Source organism: Catenulispora sp. GP43, from assembly GCF_041260665.1.
In the GTDB taxonomy this organism is placed as follows: Bacteria; Actinomycetota; Actinomycetes; order Streptomycetales; family Catenulisporaceae; genus Catenulispora.
Genome location: NZ_JBGCCT010000006.1, coordinates 173,671 through 191,069 on the forward strand (window position 1 = coordinate 173,671; position 17,399 = coordinate 191,069).

Below are 17,399 nucleotides of genomic sequence, written 5' to 3' on the forward strand. Positions count from 1 at the left end.
CTAGCTCCTCGTGCGGGCGGCGACGGCTTCGGAGATCTGTTGGCGCCACACCTCGTATGCCGGGATCGGGCCCTCCTCGCCGGAGGGCCGCGCCTTGTCGCACAGTTCGGCGGATTCGCGTGCTGTCATCCCGCAGAAGACGTTCAGGGCCAGCTCGGTGTGCGGCACGACCAGGTCGGCCTCGTAGCGCGCTGTTCCGGCGAACGCAGCCCCCTGCGCCACCTGCGGCTGATACTGCCCCGCGCGCTGCCAGAACCGGCGCAGCTCGGCTTCGTCGACGCCGCCGGCGTAGGTGGCGGCCAGGCCGGCGCCGGCGTACAGGTCGGCGCGGCGCTCGGCGTCGAAGCCCTCGAAGGTGTCGGCCACCAGATCAGGGTCGGTGCCGCAGACGAACCACATCGCGCGTCCGATGCCCTGGTCGATGGCCCGCGGGGCGTACCAGGCGTGCTCGCCTCCCGGCCAGGGGAAGTGCGCTTCGCGGTACTGCTGGCGCACGTACTGCTCGGTTTTGAAGAAGGCCTGGTGGAAGCCGTAGCCGTCCAGGACCAGCCAGCGCATCAGCGGGTCCTCGCACGTGAAGCGGCGCCAGCGGAAGCGGGGCAGGCGGGCCAGTCCCCAGCCCAGGCCGACCCACGCCATGTACTCGTGCTTCTTGGCCCGGCCGGCGAGGAAGTCGGCGAAGTGGTGCGAGCCGCCGATCGGCAGGCCGTCGCGGATCGTGAAGCCCATGCCGGCGCCCTCGTAGCCGAAGCCGCGGAAGCGGACGGGGATCTGCTCCAGGCCGGCTTCGGCGTCGGCGATGGTCCGGGCTTCGGCGGCGTGCGCGTAGCCGGCGAGGAAGACCCCGCCGATCTGCTCCAGCAGGGCCGCGGAGTCGGCGTTCTTGATGTGGAAGCCGCGCTCGGTCATCAGCACGGCCTTGGGATTCGGGGTCAGGATGCGGCGCCGGAGCGCGCGCAGGGTGCCGGCCACGGTCAACTCCTCTCCAAGTGGGGGTTCGCGTCGGCGACGGGGGCCGCCGGGGCGGTGAAGTGCTCGCGGATGCGCCGGCGCCACTGCTCGTAGGCCGGTTGCTCGGGGGTGCCGTCCCGGTGGGGGACCTCGGTGCGGTCGGCGAGGTCGACCACCTGCTCGACGGCCAGGCCGGTCAGCACCTTCGCGGCGGCCTCGGTGTGCCCCGGGACGTGGCCGGAGAAGTGCCGGCCCTTGACGGCCAGCACCGCTCCCAAAGCCACTTCGGCGCGGTGCTCACCGGCGCCGTCCAGGAGCACACCGAGGCCCTCCGCTTCGCAGCCCCCTGCGAACACCGCGGCCAGTCCGACCCCGGAGAACAGGTCGGCCTGGCGCCGCGGAGCGAAACGCCGCACCGCCGCCACGGTCGCTTCCGGGTCGCCGCCGTGGATGAACCACAGCGCCCGGCCGATGCCGAAGTCGACGGCGCGCAGGAAATAGCCGGGCGAGTCGTCCCACGGATACGGTTTGGGTATCCGCTGTCGCTCGACCCACTTGCGGGTTTTGAAGTAGGCCAGGTCGAATCCATACCCGTCGACCGCGAACCAGCTCATCGTCGGGTAGAAGGCCGAGCCGGCCAGATCCGGCATTACGTTGCGCCACAGGGGCCGCGGCAGATGCGACATCGCGAAACCGATGCCGATGTACGTCAGGAAGATGTGCGGCTGTCCGGACCCCATGAGCAGATCCCGGGCCCGGTGCCCTCGTCCGGCCGCCATCGCGTCGCGGATCGTGTAGGCCATCGCAGCACCCTCATAGGCGAAGCCGCGCACCTCGTCGTGGACGAGGGCCAGGCGCTGCTCCAGCTCGCACTGCCGCCGCACCTCGATGCCCCACTCGAACCCGCACACCACCGCCTGGGGGATCGCTTCCAGCCGTACGGTCGCGGCGTTCGCCTCGACGGGGAAGCCCCGCTTACGGAAGCTCACTTTGGCGAACGACGGAGTAAGCGCGAGCCGGCGTAGTGTCCCCAGCAAGGGCGCCATAGTGTCCTGTCTCCCGGATGCCGGTTGCGGCGCGCCAGTGGGCGGCCGCGGGGCGGAATCGGTCTTTTTCAGGATGCTGCTATGGCTGCCGCGCGGGCTTCTCCTGGCGTGCGGGGCAGGGGGTCAGCTCAATTGATTCGCAGGCTCCTGGTTCACCTTCTTGCGCACGCCGTGCCGCTCCCGGGCCGCCCGCATCGACTCCGTGGCCGCGTCCGCGTCGGTCCCGGCTGCGCAAATCAGCCCTAGTACCTGCGCCTCGAAGCAGGTGTCCGCGTCGTACGGCTCCGTCAGATACCCGCCGAGCTCAAGGGTCACCAGGCCGTGCAGCGCGATCCACATCCGATGTGCCGTCAGCTGCGCGTCGCCGTCTGCGAAGCGCCCGGCCCGCATGCAGCGCTCCACCGCGTCGACCAGGATCGCGAGCGTGTAGCGGCCGTGGCTGCGGTCCTCGTCGGTGAGCGAGAAGCCGACGAGCGTGGAGCCGCCGAACATCACCGCGTACAGGTGGCTGTGCTCCAGCGCGTTCTCGCGGTAGGCGATGCCGAGTTCGGCGACGTCGGCGACCGGGTCGTCGGAGGCGCCGACCGCGCCCATGCCCGCGGCCAGCCGGCCGAAGCCCTCGTGCACCAGGGCGCGGACCAGGTCGTCCATGCCGCTGAAGCGGGTGTAAACGGCCATGGTGGAGGTGCCGACGGCGGCGGCCAGGCGGCGGGTGGTCAGGGCCGAGGGCCCCTGCTCGGCCAGCAGGCGGGCCGCGGCCTCCAGCAGGTTCGCGCCGAGTTCGGGGTCGGCCTGGCGGGGGCTCATCAGTACGGGTCCGCCGATCGGGTGGAAGGAGTCGGGGGGAGTCACGGGAATCGGGGGGAGTCAGGGGAATCAGGGTCCGTGCTCATCTTGACCGATGCCCGGATCCGGAGGGAAGATGCGGGCATAACATCGTTATGTAACGCTGATATCGAACGATCGAGGCCTGACGATGACCGGATCACGCACCCTCGTCCCGGCCGGTCCGCTCGGCGGCTACCGGCCGGTCGCCGACGAGGTCAGTGTCTTCGACCTCGACGTCGCCGGCCTGCTGCCGCCCGAGCTCGACGGCACCCTGCTGCGGATCGGCCCGAACCCCGTGCACGCCCCGGACCCGGCCCGGCGCCACCACGCTTTCGCCGGCGACGCGATGGTCCACGGCGTCCGCATCCGCGCCGGCCGCGCCGAGTGGTACCGCAACCGCTGGATCCGCACCGACCGGGTCTGCCGCGCGCTCGGCACGCTGCCGACGCCCGGGCCCCGGCACGGCCTGTCGGACAACGCGAACGACAACATCCTGCGACACGCCGGCCGCACCCTGGCCCTCGGCGACGGCGGCGTGCTCCCGGTCGAGCTGTGCCCGGAGCTGACCACCATCGCGCGCTCGGACTTCGACCAGACGCTTCCGGACGGCCTGTGCGCGCACCCGGAACGCGACCCGGTCACCGGCGAGCTCTACGCCGTCGCCTACCGGCCCGGCCGCACGCACATCCAGTACCTGACCGTCGACGTCGCCGGCCGGGTCCGGCGCCGCGAGCCGATCGAGCTCGGCCACACCCCGATGATGCACGCGTTCTCCCTGACCGACCGGCACGCCGTCCTGTACGACCTGCCCGTCGTCTACAGCCCCGCGGCGGTCGCGGCCGGCAGCCGCGTCCCCTACGCCTGGGACGACGCCGTCCCCGCGCGCCTGGGCGTGCTGCCGCGTGAAGGCACCGCCGCCGACGTCCGCTGGATCGACGTCGACCCCTGCTACGTCTTCCACCCGGTGAACGCCCACGAGGCCGGCGGCCGGCTCGTCCTGGACGTCGTCCGGCACGACCGGGTCTTCGACGCCGACCGCCTGAGCCCCGGCGAGTCCCGGCCCACCCTGTGGCGCTGGATCCTGGACCCCGAGCGCGGCACCGTGACCGAGAGCCGGCGGCTGGACGACACGGTCGTGGAGTTCCCGCGCATGGACGACCGTTTCAAGGGCATGCCGTACCGCTACGCGTTCGCGGTGTCGATGCGCCCCGGCGCCGGCGGCGCCCTGGCCGGACCGGCGCTGGTTCGGCACGACCTGGTCACCGGCGGCACCGACGTCCACCGCTTCGGCCCTGGCCGCCTGACCGGCGAGCCGGCGTTCCTCCCACGCGGTCCCCGGGCCCCCGAGGGCGACGGCTGGCTAATCAGCTTCGTCTACGACGCCGCCGACGACCGCAGCGACCTGGTGGTGCTGGACACCGCCGACTTCACCGGGCCGCCGGCCGCCGAGATCCGGCTGCCGGTGCGCGTGCCGCACGGGTTCCACGCCGGATGGATCGCAGCCCTTTGAGCAGAGCGTCCGGCAAAAGGACGACGCCGAAGCCGTGACGGTATTTATACCGACACCGGAGTCCGCGGTGGCAATTACCCGGCGGCGAAAGCCGAATTCTTCCAGCACCCGCCTCGCGGGCCCATCAGGACGGCTCCGCGCGTCGAGCACTCCGGAAGATGTCAGGGTCAGGTCATCGGAGTGACCATGGCGATCGCCGCCTGACCGCCGGGTCTGGTCGGCGCGGCGGACCTCCGGCCGGCCGGTGCCGGCGCCGGCCGTACACCGCCGCCGGATGCGTGAGACCGATGAGATCTGTCGGAAAACTTCCGGTATCAACCGACCTATCTCATTGTGAATTCATCATCCGGACGTGGGTCTCATGCGCGGGGATGCGGCTATTGCGGGGTTGCTCAGTGTTCGTATAAGCTCGCCGCGACGGGAGATGCGGGTGTTCTGTGCCGAATACCCGTCACTCCTATTCCCGGTGGCAGGCTGACCTGCCACATCGGTGGCAATCGACGATCAAGGATCGATCATGTCGTTACGCCGATCCACGCCGTCGGCCGGACCGGGACCACCTCACCGTTCCCGACTCGACAGTTCTGTTTCAGCGTTCCGTGCAGGGAAGAGGCGATCATGCAACCGGCGGTGGAACACGCCATCGAAGCCATGTGGGACCGGTACGACGAACCGCTGACGCTGTCCGAGATGGCCGCGGCGGCGAGTCTGAGCCGGTTCCACTTCTCCAGGGTCTTCCGGTCGCTGACCGGGACCTCGCCGTGCCGGTTCCTGGCCGCGGTGCGGCTGTCCAAGGCCAAGGACACCCTGCTGCAGACCTCCCGGAACGTCACCGAGATCGCCTACGAGGTCGGCTACAACAGCCTGGGCACCTTCACCAGCCGCTTCACGAAGAGCGTCGGCGTGTCGCCGGCCCGCTACCGGCAGCTGTCCCGCTCCGGGATGCCGGTCCCGCTGCCGGTCGCCGTCCCCGGGGCCCGCGGCGTGGTGCGCGGCCTTGTGGGCCTGCCGGAGCAGGCCGGACCGCTGCGGATCTACATCGGGGCCTTCGACAGCCCCATCGCGCAGGGCATGCCAGTGGCCTGCGACGTCCTCGACGCGCCGGGACGCTTCCGGCTCGAAGGCGTCCCGGACGGAGCGTGGTTCATCCGGGCCGCGGCCGTCGCGCTGCGCGACGTCGACCCGCGGCCGTGGAACCGCAAGCCGCTGTTCGTCGGCGCCGTCGAACCCCTGCACATCCGCCGGGAGAAGACCCTCGATCTCGACCTCGAACTGCATCCGCTGGGCCTGCTGGACCTGCCGGTGCTCATCGCTTTGCCGGAGCTGGACAGCGCCGCGCTGCCGGAGGCGGTCGAACGCGTCATCCGCTCGGAACCCAGGGCTTGCTCCCGTCCCGCGCGGACCGAACGGCCGGCCCCGCGGGCAGCCGTCGACCTCCTCGCGTCGCCCCGCTGCGCCTGAGACGAAACCCGCGGCGGGCAAACGGACGGCAAGACCGCACGTTGGGAGAAGCGGCACGTATAGCAGAGCTCGAATATGTGTGACGACCGCTGTCCGCCACCGAAAGGAGCTCCCCGCGTGCCCTCGACCCCGCCCACCGAGACCGGACCGAGCCAGCGCGCGGGCTGGGCCCGCGGCTTCGAGCACCCGGTCGCCTTCTGGTTCGGCGCCCTGTGCTGCACCGCCGGAGTGCTGCTCCACCTGCCCATGTACTACGGCGCCCGGGACATGGGTTACCGGCTCAAGGGGATGGCGCCGGACGCGCCGATGCTGACCGGGATGGCGCTGATCGGGATCGGACTGGTCGCCGCGCTTTACGGCGTCCTGCCGCGCGATCGCGCCGGTCTGCGGCGGTCCGTCACCGGCGTGCGCGTGCAGGCGCTGGACGACGCGCCGATCCGGCGGCAGCACGTGGCCCTGCTGGCGGTGATGGCGGTGGCGGTGACGATCGACGTCATGAAGCCGACCGCGCTGGGGTTCGTGGTCCCCGGCTTCGCCAAGGAGTACGGCCTGAAGGCCCCCGGCAACCCGCACGGGCATCCGGCCGCCGCCTGGCTGCCGCTGACCGGGATCAGCGGGACGGTGCTGGGTTCGCTGGTGTGGGGTTCGTTCGCGGACTGGGCCGGGCGTCGGGCCTCGATCATGTACGCCGGCCTGCTGTTCGTGACGACCTCCATCTGCGGCGCGATGCCGGGGTTCAAGTGGAACCTGCTGATGTGCCTGATGATGGGCATCGCGGCCGGCGGGATGCTGCCGATCACGTTCGCGCTGATGGCCGAGACCATCCCGGCCCGGCACCGCGGCGGTCTCATGGTGCTGATCGGCGGCGAGATCGCCGCGGCGTACGTCATCACCAGCTGGCTGGCCGCGAAGCTGGTCCCGCACTACAGCTGGCGCATCCTGTGGCTGGTCGGCATCCCGACCGGGGTGCTGCTGCTGGTGCTCAACCACTGGATCCCGGAGTCGCCGCGGTATCTGATCGCCCGGGGCCGGCGCGCCGAGGCCGAGGCGATCATGGCGCGATACGGCGCCCGAGTGGTGAAGAGTCCTGTTATGGCTCCGACCGACGTCACCGCCGCGCGCGTCGGTTACGGCACGCTGGTGCGCCGGCCGCTCCTCGGGCCGACCACTGCCATCACCGTGCTGGGGCTCGGCGTCGGCCTGGTCACCTACGGCTTCCAGCTGTGGGTCCCGACGAACCTGCAGCGGATCGGGTACTCGGCGGTCAACTCCGCCTACGTGGTGCGCAACGCCGCCTTGATCGGGCTGCCGCTGACCGTGCTGCTGGCGTGGATGTACGACCGGTTCGGCGGCCGACGGACCATCGCCGTCTCCTCGGCCGCGACCGCCGCGGCCATGGCCGGCTTCGTCATCGGCGGCGACTCCCTGGCGCACCACCGGATGCTGCTGTCGTTGCTGCTCATCGTGCCGCTGTCGGCGGTGAGCTCAGTGGTGGCGATGGTGGCGGCGTACGCCTCGGAGGTCTACCCGACCCGGATCCGGGCCCGCGGGACGGGGCTGGCCGCCGGGATGACGAAGGCCGGGGGAGTGCTGATCCTGGCGGTGGTGGTCGGATCTCCGAACGTGCCCGGAATCCGCGCCACCGCGCTGATCGGGGCCATTCCCTTGGTGATCGCCGCCCTGTGCTTCCTGATCTCGGGGCCGGAGACCAGGGGCCGGCGGCTGGAGGAGATCGCACGCGATCTGGGCGCCATTGAGGTGGGAGACGCAGATCTGGAGCCGAATCCGGCAATCTAGGATAAATCCCCGCAGAGGCTTGTCGTCATAGTGGACCTTGAGGAAGGGAACGTCCGATGACGATTTCGCGTGCGACGCTGATCACCGGTTGCTCCAGCGGCATCGGCCGGGCCGCCGCCCTGCGGCTGCACCGTGCCGGGCTTCCGGTCTACGCCACGGGGCGCGATCCCGCGGCCCTGGCCGAGCTGGCCGACCTGGGTATCAAGACCCTGCGGCTGGATGTGACCGACGAGGCGTCCGCGGACGCGGCGGTGAAGCGCGTCGTCCAGGACCACGGCGCGGTCGGCGTGCTGGTGAACAACGCGGGCAGCGGGGTGCACGGCGCGGTCGAGGACGTGCCGCTGGACAGCGTGCGCGACTCCTTCGAGACGAACCTGTTCGGCGCGCTGCGGCTGACCCAGCTGGTGCTGCCGGGGATGCGCGAGCAGGGCGCGGGACGGATCGTGAACATCTCCTCGATCCTCGGCCGCTTCTCCCCGCCCGGCGGCGCGCTGTACCACGCGACCAAGCATGCGACGGAGGCGTACAGCGACTCGCTGCGGATGGAGGTGGCGCAGTTCGGGGTGCGGGTGTCGCTGATCGAGCCGGCGACGGTGCGCACGCAGTTCTTCGCCACCGCGCTGATGCAGTTCGCCGGCCGGCCCCAGTCGCCGTACCAGGAGTTCTACGACAAGCTGGCGGCCTGGGCGATCGCCGTGCATGAGGGGCGCACCACGGCCGGACGCCTCGCAGTGCCGCCGGAGAAGGTCGCCGCCGCGATCGAGCGCGCGGTCCACTCCCGCCGCCCCAAAGCGCGCTACCCCGTCGGACCGCTGGCCCGCGGCGCGCTCGGCATGCGCCGCCTGCTCCCGGACGCGGCCTTCGACCGCTTCGTGGCACGCCAGTTCCCGGCCCCGCAGCCGAAACGCTGACCGCGATGCCGGTCTACCGCTCGACGTACCACTACGGAAACCTGCGCGCCGCCCTGACCGACGCCGCCCTGGAGCTGGCCCGCCGCGGCGGCCCGCCGGCGGTGACGGTCCGCGGCGTGGCCCGCAGCGTGGGGGTGACGCCGCCGGCGGCCTACCGCCACTTCACCGAGGTGGAGGAGCTGCTGACGGCGACGAAGGACAGGGCGCTGATCCTGCTCGCGGAGCGCGTCGACGCCGCGATCGGCGCGGCCGCGGCCATGGATGCGGCGGCGTGCCTGCGAGCGGTGGCCGAGGCGTACGTGGGCTTCGCGCGCTCGTGCCCGGGACTGTTCGCGATGGCGTGCCACGGCAGCCCGGAGACGATCAGGGTGCTGATCACCGACCGCCTCGGCCCGTTCCTGAACGCGCTGTCGGCCCGGCGCCCCGGCATGGCCTTCGCCCTGTGGTCGGCGGTGCACGCGCTGGCGGTGCTCGCGGCCGAGGGGGTTTCGCGGGGCGTGCCGCAGGACGAGGTGCTGGATACGGTGCTGGCTTGGATCGCGGGTGGGGTGGGGGTCGGCGGGGAGCGGTAGCGTCGGGCGCCGTGCTTGATTCAACTGCCCTCGTGATGGCGCTTCGCGATGCGCACCACCGAATACGGCAATACGTGACAGATCTTGACCGCGCGACCAAAGGAGTGATCACCGGCTTCGAGGCCATCGGCCCACAGTGGGGTGCGGGATTGGCCGAACCCGGGATGGTGCACTACCGCGACGGCTATGAGTTCGCCATCGCCTACCGCCGCGGGGTCAGGATCACGCTCGACGTCCGCTTCGCCGCCGGTGAAGTCACGGCCAGCGCTTGGGTCGCCGAGAACGCCGACGCCCCGGACCCGGAAGCGGATGAGTCGGACGAGGAACTCGTCGCGACCGCCGGCCCGCTGACCGCCACCGAAGATGCCGCCGTCGCGGCGATCATCGCTGAGGTCGTCGCGAGCGTGTTGGCGAACTGTCCGTTCTATGCCCAGTTGGGTGTGGCGGGCTGAGAACGCGGCCGTGCGACCCACAGGTCCAACCTTCCTCGAGCGATCCCGGCCCGCCGAAGCGAGCCGGGATCGCCGTCACCAAACCCTCATCCACATCATCAGCGCATCAGATCTCGCTGATCGAGTAAGCCGGCAGCGTCAGCGTCCCGCTCGCACTGACCGTCGTCGGGTGCAGCGCGGCGGCCGACTGCGCGACGGTGGTCGGGTCGCCGCTCACCTGCTGGTACGTGCCGCCGAGCACCGGGCCGCCGACCGGCAGCCTCACCGGGGCGTTGCTCAGGTTCAGCAGTATCACGTGGGTCGTGCCGCCGCCGCTGAAGCTGACGCCGATCAGGCCGGGGCTGCCGGTGCCGATGGTCGGGCCGCCGGTGAAGGTCAGCGGGGTCACCGTGGTCGCCTTGATGGCGGCTCGGTTCAGCCACTGGGTCGCCAGGCCGTCGGGGGTCAGGGCGAGCGGGACGTTGTTCTCCGGGTCGGCCGTGTAGGCGAAGGAGTTCTCGCTGCCGAAGGAGGACCAGAACTCCGCCATGTCGGTGGCGGTGGCGCCGGCTGCGAGCTGCATCAGCAGGCTGCTGTTGTACAGGGCGACACCGTAGGTGTCCTGCGGGGGATCGGTGAAGGTGTCCGAGAGGCTGAAGCTGACCTCGGTCAGCCAGATCGGCTTGGGGAGGGGGAAGTCGCTCTGGGCGGCGGTCTTCTGGACCATCGCCGGCCAATTGTCGGGGCCGGCGAGGAAGTCGCCGACGTTGGTCGCGGTCAGGGCGTCCGGGTAGGTCGGGTGGACGTGCTCGACGTACGCGTCCGGCTCGCGGCCGGTGCCGGCGGCGACCGTGGCCGCGACGGCGTTCTGGGTGTCCAGGTTCCAGGTGCGGTCGCGGACGCAGGCGGTGGCCGGGTCCTCGTAGCCGGCGACCGCGGCGATCTGCAGGTTCGGGTAGAGGTTGTGCAGGGCCAGCGACCACGGGCCCACGACGTTCGTGCCGTAGTCCGTGCCGGTCGGGAAGGCCTTCGCGTAGTCGGCGTTGAAGCACAGGTCCAGCTCGTTGCCCAGCTCGACGTAGTCGATCGGCAGGCCGTCGGTGCCGGCCTGCGCCAGCATCGCCTTCTGGTCCGACAAGCTCGAGGTCATGACGTTCAGCACGAAGACCGGCGGCACCTTGGTCTGCGCGTACGCCTTCACCAGGCTCGACAGGTAGGTGTGGAAGTCGGGCGTGGGATTCGGCGTCATGTACGGGTCGCCCACCGGCTGGCCCTTTGTCCAGTGCCAGTAGTTCGCCGACGTGCCGGCCGGCCAGCGCACCGTCGCCGGCGACAGCGCGGCCAGCTGGGTGTCGGCGGCTGCCGGGTACCCGGTGGTGCCGGGGTTGGGGTAGATGCTGCCGCCTCCGTAGTCGAAGGCGACGCCGAAGTAGCTGGGTGACAGGCTGTGCGACTGACCGGTGCCGACTGTGACCGAGGCGGAAGCGGAAGCGGACGCGGATCTCGCAGCCGGGCCTCCGGCCATCGCGGCCATCGCGGCCGTCGCGGTGGCCGCGGCCAGACCCGCGGCCAGCGTGACGCCTACGACCGCCCGAATGCGGAATCGGCGATTTGTACGCAATGACATGGGGTTTGAACTCTTTCGCGGAGCGGACTGGCTCTGCCCCCGTTGGCTCGGGCCGTAGTCCGCGCAACACCGTATGGGAACCCTAGTAGGCGCCCGATAAGGACTCTGACATGATCACCGCTCGCGGGTGATCCGCTTCACACCGGCGCGTTCGGCCCGACCACCTGCGGGCGGGCCGGAGGGCGTGCGGCAGAATATGGCCCGCGTCCAGGCCCTCCATGTCCGCCCGGGCGCCACGCCCCCGAAGAAAGGCCCACCATGCTCGCCGTGAACTGGGACACGATCCGCCTGTTCCTCCATGTGGTGGCCGCGACCATCTGGGTCGGCGGGCAGATCACGCTGGCCGCGCTGGTCCCGGTGCTGCGCAAGTCCGGGTCCGAGGTGACCAAGGCGGCGGCCAACGGCTTCAACCGGATCGCCTGGCCGGCCTTCGCCGTGCTGATCCTGACCGGGATCTGGAACGTCATCGCCGAGCACGACAAGGACCACGGCGCCTACCACGTCACGCTGATCGTGAAGTACGCGGTGGTGGCCGCCTCCGGCCTCACCGCCTACCTGCACTCGCAGGCCAAGAGCAAGGGCGCGATGGCCGCGTTCGGGGCGCTGACCGGGATCACCGCGCTCGGCTCGGTGTTCGTCGGGATCATGCTGGCCGGCTGAGGCGGCGGATCACCCTCGCCCTCGCCCTCGCGATCACCCTCGGCTGGCGACCCCGTACCCCTCCTCGGCCCGCAGCCTCTCCAGCAGCTCCGGAATCACCGGCGAGCGCCGGAAGGCCCAGGCCACCCGCGACAGCCACCGGACCTCGGCGTCCAGGTCGGTCGGGATCAGCGCGGGGTCGCCGTCCGCCGCGCCGCGTGCCGACCGCTCGCCCGCGCCGGTGAAACGGCGGCCGCGGCGCATGTTCTCCAAGGCGGTGGCGATCGTCGCGGCCTCCATGAGCGCCGCGTCGGTCGCGGCCGCGGCGCCGCTGTCGTCCTCCAGCCACGCAGCCACCGCCGGATGGTGGTACGTGCGCAGCACGAGGCGGCCGTCGTGGATCTCGATGACCCGCCGGTACAGCGCGTACTCGATCCCCGCCGGCCAACCGGCCAACAGCGGCCGGCCGCCCTCGGGGAACGCGATCTGCGGCATCGCCTCGCGCAGCGCCGACCACAGCGGCCCCATCACGACGTAGCAGCGGCACAGCCGCACCCAGCGCACCGCGGCCTCGAACGTCGCGCTGCACCTGCCGGCCAGCGAGCCGGCGACGACCAGCGTCGCGCACAGCGCGCCCAGGGTGTTCGACACCGTGTCCTCGCTGCCGTCCAGCCTGCCGTAGCGCAGGACGTGGACGATGTCGTCGTAGGACCACAGCGTCCACACCACGCCGATGCCGATCGCGGCCAGCACCAGGCGCACGCCCCAGCGCAGCGGTCCGGTCGCGGCCAGGCGGGTCTGCGGCAGCAGCGCGATGAACATCTCGACCAGCGCCCAGATCGCGTACCCGGCGAACAGCGCCACCCGCACGGCCAGCGGCCAGCGCCCGCCGGAGCCGGTGATCACATCGCCGCCGGGGGTCAGGGTCGGGCGGGCGGCGACGAACAGCAGCACCATCACGGTCTGCAGGCCCACCGCCAGCGCCGCCTGGCCCAGCGGCGAGCGGCGGCGGGCCGGGCGCGGGTTCAGCAGGCAGGCCAGCAGCATCAGGAAGCTCAGGGCGGCGGTGCGCACGGTGTCGCCGAGCGCGATCACCGACAGGCCGTCGACGCCGGCGTGGCTCAGCGCGACGGTGCCGGGTGCCAGCAGTGCCAGGGAGAAGCCCTCGCACAGCACGAAGGCCAGGCCGGCCCGGCGGATCGGCCGCCGGGCGCCGCGCCGTTCGCTGGCGAACGCCCAGGCGGCCAGCGCCACCAGCACCGCCGCGCCCAGATAGGCGGCGATATCGGACATCGTGGCTCAGGACTCGCCGAGGCCGAACATCGTCTCGATCCGCTGGCGCGACGCCTCGGGGCGGGCCAGGGGCGGGCGGCCGCGGGCCACCCGGTGGTGGATCAGCGTCGCGATCAGCTCGGCCTCGCGCTCCTGCGGCTCGGTGTAGACGGTGCGGCCGAGCACGCTGCGGATCAGCGAGGGGGACAGGTGCGGCAGCAGGGCGCCGACGCCGCCGGTCCCGGCGCCGGCCGCGTCATGCCCGCGCACCAGGTGCGCGGCCTCATGCAGCAGGATGTGCCGGCGGTGCACCGAGCTGGTGTCGCTGGAGTAGATGATCAGGTCGGTGCGGGCGGTGGTGACCAGCAGGCCGCAGGGGCGGTCCGGGCGGGCCGGGACGCCGATCAGCTCGATCGGCCGGCCGCGTTTGCGGGCCAGGGCGGCGATGAAGGACTCGGCGTCGAACGGGTCCGGCAGGTCCAGCCGGTCCACCAAGGCCTGGCACCTTCGCCACAGTTTGGTCCGGCCGTCGCCCGTCCCCACAGCCCACCTCTTCCACGCCTCCTGGCGTCGCCGGATGACCGACGTCAGTCTTCTTCCGAGCCGCCCCTGCCCTGCTGCGCCGTGCGGGCCTTCTCCTCGTGCCGTACCAGGACGTCGATCATGTCGTTGAGCGTGTCGATGCCCTCCGGGGACAACGTCAGGGCCCGCAGCGCGACGTTGCGCACGCCGGCGTCGCGCAGCACGCCGAGCAGCTCCAGTTCCCGGGCGATGGCAGTACTCTGATCATCGTCGAAAAAATAGGCTACCGGGACTTCGAAGAACTGCGCCAGGGCTTCCAGATGTCGCATTGTGGGGTTGTCCCTGCGACCGGTGCGCAGTTGCCACAAATAGGTCGCCGAGAAGCTCTCCCCGGTGGCCTCCCGGCACGCCGTGGCCACCTCGTCGTTGCTGAACAACTCCCGGTTGGGCCGCCGCACCGTCTGGAAGAGGATGTCGATCTTCTCCGCCAGCGTCCGGCGGCCGCCCGGCCCGTCATGTGCCACCCCGTCGACCCCCTCAATGCCTGCCCCCACGAGCCCGAAATCGCTTCCATGTTAATCGACCGGGCGTCAGCCGTCGTGGACGGGACTTGAGGTCTTGTCAGCCAGAATGAATTGTTCTAAGTTCCCCAACGGGTCAGACCGCTGACTCATTCCTTGATCCCTCCCAACCTGGAGGTCGTTCATGCCCACCGCAAACGTCCGCGAGCCCGTTCGCAACGTACGCGACGTGCTCAGGAGCAACGTGCGTGACACGCTGCGCAGCACCAATGTGCGCGACACGCTCCGCAGCACCAACGTGCGCGACACCCTGCGCGCCGCCAACCTGCGCGACGTCAAGTGCAACGTCCGCGAGCCGCTCAAGCGCAACGTCCGCGACTCGCTCAAGGCCAAGCTGATCGCCTCGGCGGACGCCGACAAGGTGATCAGCAACAAGCTGATCGCTTCCGCCGACGCGGACAAGGTGATCAGCGCCAAGCTGATCGCGTCCGCGGACGCCGACAAGGTCATCAGCAACAAGATCATCGCCTCGGCCGACGCGGACAAGGTGATCAGCAACAAGCTGATCGCTTCTGCGGACGCGGACAAGGTGATCAGCGCCAAGCTGATCGCTTCCGCCGACGCCGACAAGGTCATCAGCAACAAGCTGATCGCTTAGTACAACCTGTGAGCCTTCGGCTCCACGCGCGGACCCCGGAGATCCTCCGGGCCCTCAACTCCGGGTTCCGCGCCCAGCACGGAAACGTCTACCGCGTCATCGAACGCGATTTGAGGAAGCACGTCGTGCGTCGGCCACCGCGTCACGACAGCTGGCGTGAATGTCATCGCGTCAATCGATTCACTCCAGTTTACAGCGGGCGTGCGGACCAGTAAGGTCGAGGCCTGATGGAGCCGTGATGACGTCAGGGGGCGGATCGACATCCATGACTGAACGCGCGACTCTGCGGCACCGCAGGATCGGGGCCGCGTTACGGGCGCACCGGGTGGACGCGGGCCTCACGCTGGAGCGGGTGGCCCACCGGCTCACCCCGGCCGACGCCATGTCCGCGGCCAAGATCTCCCGGATCGAGAACGGCCAGTACGCCGTCAACCCGCACGACGTGCGGGCCCTGTGCCGCGTGTACGAGCTGGACGCCGCGCTCACCGACGAACTGGTCGAGCAGGCCTCGCAGGCGCTGCGCCGCACCTGGTGGCAGGAGGGCGAGGCCGGGGCGCTGCCGGCCCCGTTCCAGCGCTACCTGGAGTACGAGGACACGTGCGTCGCGCTGGACGTGTTCGCGCCGGTGTTCGTCCCGGACATCCTGCAGACCGCCGCGTACACCAGGATGCTGATAGCCGGGCTGTGGCCGGACAAGAACCCCGGCGAGCGCCAGGCGCTGGCCTCGGTGCTGACCCGGCGGCAGAGCCGGCTGGCGGTCGAGGCCGGGCCGCGGGTGCAGGTCGTGCTCGACGCGCACGCGGTGCTGCGCAGCTGGGGCGACCGGTCGGTCGCGGTGCGGCAGGCGGCGTACCTGCTGGAGGTGTCGCGGCATCCGCGCACCGAGGTGCGGGTCATCCCCGACGGCCGGGTCTATCCCGGCGCGCACACCGGGTTCACGCTGATGACGCTGGGTTCCGGCGACCAGCAGAGCAAGCCGGGCAAGCAGGTCAAGCAGGTCAGGCAGAGCCCGACGGCGGCCAAGCCGGCCGAGCACGTGGGGTTCGTCGGCGGCGTCGTCGGCTGGTGCCTGGTCGACGGCGGCGACGAGATCGACCGGTACACGTTCACCTTCCAGCAGCAGCGCGCAGCCGCGCTCGGCCCCGAGGAGACCCGCAGATGGCTGCGGCTGGCGATCAAGAGCATGGGCGGCGTGGGATGACGGCTTCTGCGATGTCTGCGGCTTCCTCATCGGAGGCACCCTTGTTCGCCGCCGGCCGGACCATCGAGGTGCCCTTCGCCGGCGAGGGCGCCGGCAGCGGCGGCCTGAACTGGGGCCAGCAGCACATCCTCGGCGCGATCCGGAACCTCGGCTCGTCGATGAACATGTGCGCGGTGCGAGAGCTGTCGGCGACGGCCACGGTAGAGGACTTCGCCGACGAGCTCCGCTTCTACCTGAACCGCTTCCAGGCCATGCGGACCCTGCTGCGCTTCCCACCGGATGGCCCGCCGATCCAGATCGTGCACGCCACCGGCACCGCCCCGCTGCGGATCCTGGACCTGGCCGAGGACGCCGACCCGGCCGCCGCCGTCGCGGCACTGGTCGCCGAGCACGAACAGCGCTCCTTCGACGACGAGCGCGAGTACCCGATCCGCATGGTCCTGCTGCGGCGCTCAGGGGTCCTGACGCACCTGCTGACCGTGCTGAGCCACTTCGCCACCGACGGCGCGGGCGCCTTCGCGATGTACGAGGACTACCTGCGCCGCGACCCGGTGACGGGCCTGGCGCGCGGTCCGGCGCCGACCCACCCGCTGGACCTGACGGCCCAGCAGGCCACCCCCGCCGGACGGAGGCAGAGCGATGCGTCGCTGCGCTACTGGGAGAAGCAGCTGGCCGCGTTGCCGAGAAGACGACCGACCGCGGCGGTGCCCGAACCCGGATCCCGCTACCGCCGGGCCACGCTGCGGTCGGTTCCCCTGTCGCGGGGCGCGACACGCATCGCGCACCGCCTGGACTGCGATGTCAGCGCGGTGCTGCTCGGCCTGTTCGCCACCGCGCTGGCCCGCCTGACCGGCGACCGCCCGACAGCCGCGCAGATGCTGGTCAGCAACCGCTTCCGCCCCGGCATGGCCGACATCGTCGGCAACGTCAGCCAGAGCGGCCTGTTCGTGGTCGACGTCGCCGACGCGACGGTCGACGAGGTGATCGAACGGGCCCAGCGAGCGGTGACGCGCACCTATAAGTACGCGTACTTCGACCTGGAGCAGTGGAAGGCCCTGCTGGCGGACGCCGAACGCGAACGCGGCGAGGAACTGGCGCTGTGCTACTACAACGACCGCCCCTCGCAGCGCGGCGGCACGGCGCCGGGCACGCAGCCGAGCACCGAGGCGGTGAACTCGGCGGAGCAGGGCCAGATCACCTGGACCGAGCTGCCGTTCTTCAACGAGCACCTCATGGTCACCATCGACAACGTCCCCGACGACGACGAGGCGATCACGGTGCTGGTCTCGGCCGACACCTGGCACGTCTCGTGCGAGGAGATGGAGATGCTCGCGCGCACGATGGAGGCGCTGGCGGTCGCGGCGGCTTGCGATGCGGGGACGGCGAGCGGGGTGACGGCGGCGGTCGCCGACTCTGTGGGGTGAGTCGGCGGCGGGCCCGCCTCAGTGATAC

17 protein-coding genes are annotated in these 17,399 nt (G+C 71.0%); 10 read left to right on the forward strand and 7 right to left on the reverse strand.

Annotated elements, in window-relative coordinates; all coding sequences use genetic code 11:
• From ABH926_RS14865 to ABH926_RS14875, 3 genes are all read right to left on the reverse strand, one after another.
• Positions 1 to 972, reverse strand: a complete 972-nt coding sequence (locus tag ABH926_RS14865) for a DUF1702 family protein (protein WP_370366118.1) — start codon at positions 970 to 972, stop codon at positions 1 to 3.
• Positions 973 to 974: 2 nt separating this feature from the next.
• Positions 975 to 1,997 carry a DUF1702 family protein gene (locus ABH926_RS14870; RefSeq protein ID WP_370366120.1) on the reverse strand — a complete coding sequence of 341 codons (1,023 nt, stop codon included), beginning with the start codon at positions 1,995 to 1,997 and terminating at the stop codon, positions 975 to 977.
• Between the two features lie 123 nt (positions 1,998 to 2,120).
• Entirely contained in the window at positions 2,121 to 2,804 is a 684-nt protein-coding gene (locus ABH926_RS14875) for a WHG domain-containing protein (RefSeq protein WP_370366121.1), read from the reverse strand.
• Between the two features lie 169 nt (positions 2,805 to 2,973).
• Between ABH926_RS14875 and ABH926_RS14880 the strand changes: the two genes are divergently transcribed.
• The 6 genes from ABH926_RS14880 to ABH926_RS14905 all read left to right on the forward strand — a co-directional run bounded on the left by ABH926_RS14880 (position 2,974) and on the right by ABH926_RS14905 (position 9,528).
• A complete protein-coding gene (locus tag ABH926_RS14880; protein ID WP_370366122.1) occupies positions 2,974 to 4,335 on the forward strand; it encodes a carotenoid oxygenase family protein in 1,362 nt (453 codons plus the stop codon).
• A gap of 618 nt (positions 4,336 to 4,953) precedes the next feature.
• Positions 4,954 to 5,796: a helix-turn-helix transcriptional regulator gene (locus ABH926_RS14885; protein WP_370366123.1), complete on the forward strand. Its 843-nt coding sequence runs from the start codon at positions 4,954 to 4,956 to the stop codon at positions 5,794 to 5,796.
• A gap of 117 nt (positions 5,797 to 5,913) precedes the next feature.
• Complete coding sequence (locus tag ABH926_RS14890) at positions 5,914 to 7,593, forward strand: MFS transporter (protein WP_370366124.1); 1,680 nt, start codon at positions 5,914 to 5,916, stop codon at positions 7,591 to 7,593.
• 56 nt (positions 7,594 to 7,649) lie between these two features.
• On the forward strand, positions 7,650 to 8,504 hold the full coding sequence (locus ABH926_RS14895) for an SDR family NAD(P)-dependent oxidoreductase (protein WP_370366125.1): 855 nt from the start codon (positions 7,650 to 7,652) through the stop codon (positions 8,502 to 8,504).
• A gap of 5 nt (positions 8,505 to 8,509) precedes the next feature.
• A complete protein-coding gene (locus ABH926_RS14900; RefSeq protein ID WP_370366126.1) occupies positions 8,510 to 9,076 on the forward strand; it encodes a TetR/AcrR family transcriptional regulator in 567 nt (188 codons plus the stop codon).
• Between the two features lie 32 nt (positions 9,077 to 9,108).
• Positions 9,109 to 9,528 carry a hypothetical protein gene (locus ABH926_RS14905; RefSeq protein WP_370366127.1) on the forward strand — a complete coding sequence of 140 codons (420 nt, stop codon included), beginning with the start codon at positions 9,109 to 9,111 and terminating at the stop codon, positions 9,526 to 9,528.
• A gap of 106 nt (positions 9,529 to 9,634) precedes the next feature.
• Here ABH926_RS14905 and ABH926_RS14910 read toward each other — a convergent pair whose 3' ends face one another.
• Positions 9,635 to 11,134, reverse strand: a complete 1,500-nt coding sequence (locus ABH926_RS14910) for a hypothetical protein (RefSeq protein WP_370366128.1) — start codon at positions 11,132 to 11,134, stop codon at positions 9,635 to 9,637.
• A 258-nt stretch (positions 11,135 to 11,392) separates the two neighbouring features.
• Between ABH926_RS14910 and ABH926_RS14915 the strand changes: the two genes are divergently transcribed.
• On the forward strand, positions 11,393 to 11,794 hold the full coding sequence (locus ABH926_RS14915; RefSeq protein ID WP_370366130.1) for a hypothetical protein: 402 nt from the start codon (positions 11,393 to 11,395) through the stop codon (positions 11,792 to 11,794).
• Between the two features lie 33 nt (positions 11,795 to 11,827).
• Here the strand turns inward: ABH926_RS14915 and ABH926_RS14920 are convergent, their stop codons facing one another.
• The 3 genes from ABH926_RS14920 to ABH926_RS14930 all read right to left on the reverse strand — a co-directional run bounded on the left by ABH926_RS14920 (position 11,828) and on the right by ABH926_RS14930 (position 14,091).
• Positions 11,828 to 13,066, reverse strand: coding sequence for an MAB_1171c family putative transporter (locus ABH926_RS14920; protein ID WP_370366132.1), 1,239 nt, complete (start codon positions 13,064 to 13,066; stop codon positions 11,828 to 11,830).
• Positions 13,067 to 13,072: 6 nt separating this feature from the next.
• Positions 13,073 to 13,537, reverse strand: a complete 465-nt coding sequence (locus tag ABH926_RS14925) for a hypothetical protein (RefSeq protein ID WP_370366327.1) — start codon at positions 13,535 to 13,537, stop codon at positions 13,073 to 13,075.
• A 95-nt stretch (positions 13,538 to 13,632) separates the two neighbouring features.
• On the reverse strand, positions 13,633 to 14,091 hold the full coding sequence (locus tag ABH926_RS14930) for a helix-turn-helix domain-containing protein (RefSeq protein WP_370366133.1): 459 nt from the start codon (positions 14,089 to 14,091) through the stop codon (positions 13,633 to 13,635).
• A gap of 181 nt (positions 14,092 to 14,272) precedes the next feature.
• On the opposite strand from ABH926_RS14930, the gene ABH926_RS14935 reads away from it, so the two are divergent.
• From ABH926_RS14935 to ABH926_RS14945, 3 genes are all read left to right on the forward strand, one after another.
• Positions 14,273 to 14,746 (forward strand): hypothetical protein, encoded by a 474-nt coding sequence (locus tag ABH926_RS14935; protein ID WP_370366134.1) that lies wholly within the window; start codon positions 14,273 to 14,275, stop codon positions 14,744 to 14,746.
• A 265-nt stretch (positions 14,747 to 15,011) separates the two neighbouring features.
• Positions 15,012 to 15,947 (forward strand): helix-turn-helix domain-containing protein, encoded by a 936-nt coding sequence (locus ABH926_RS14940; RefSeq protein ID WP_370366135.1) that lies wholly within the window; start codon positions 15,012 to 15,014, stop codon positions 15,945 to 15,947.
• Positions 15,948 to 15,988: 41 nt separating this feature from the next.
• On the forward strand, positions 15,989 to 17,371 hold the full coding sequence (locus ABH926_RS14945; protein ID WP_370366136.1) for a condensation domain-containing protein: 1,383 nt from the start codon (positions 15,989 to 15,991) through the stop codon (positions 17,369 to 17,371).
• Positions 17,372 to 17,399: the final 28 nt, after the last annotated feature.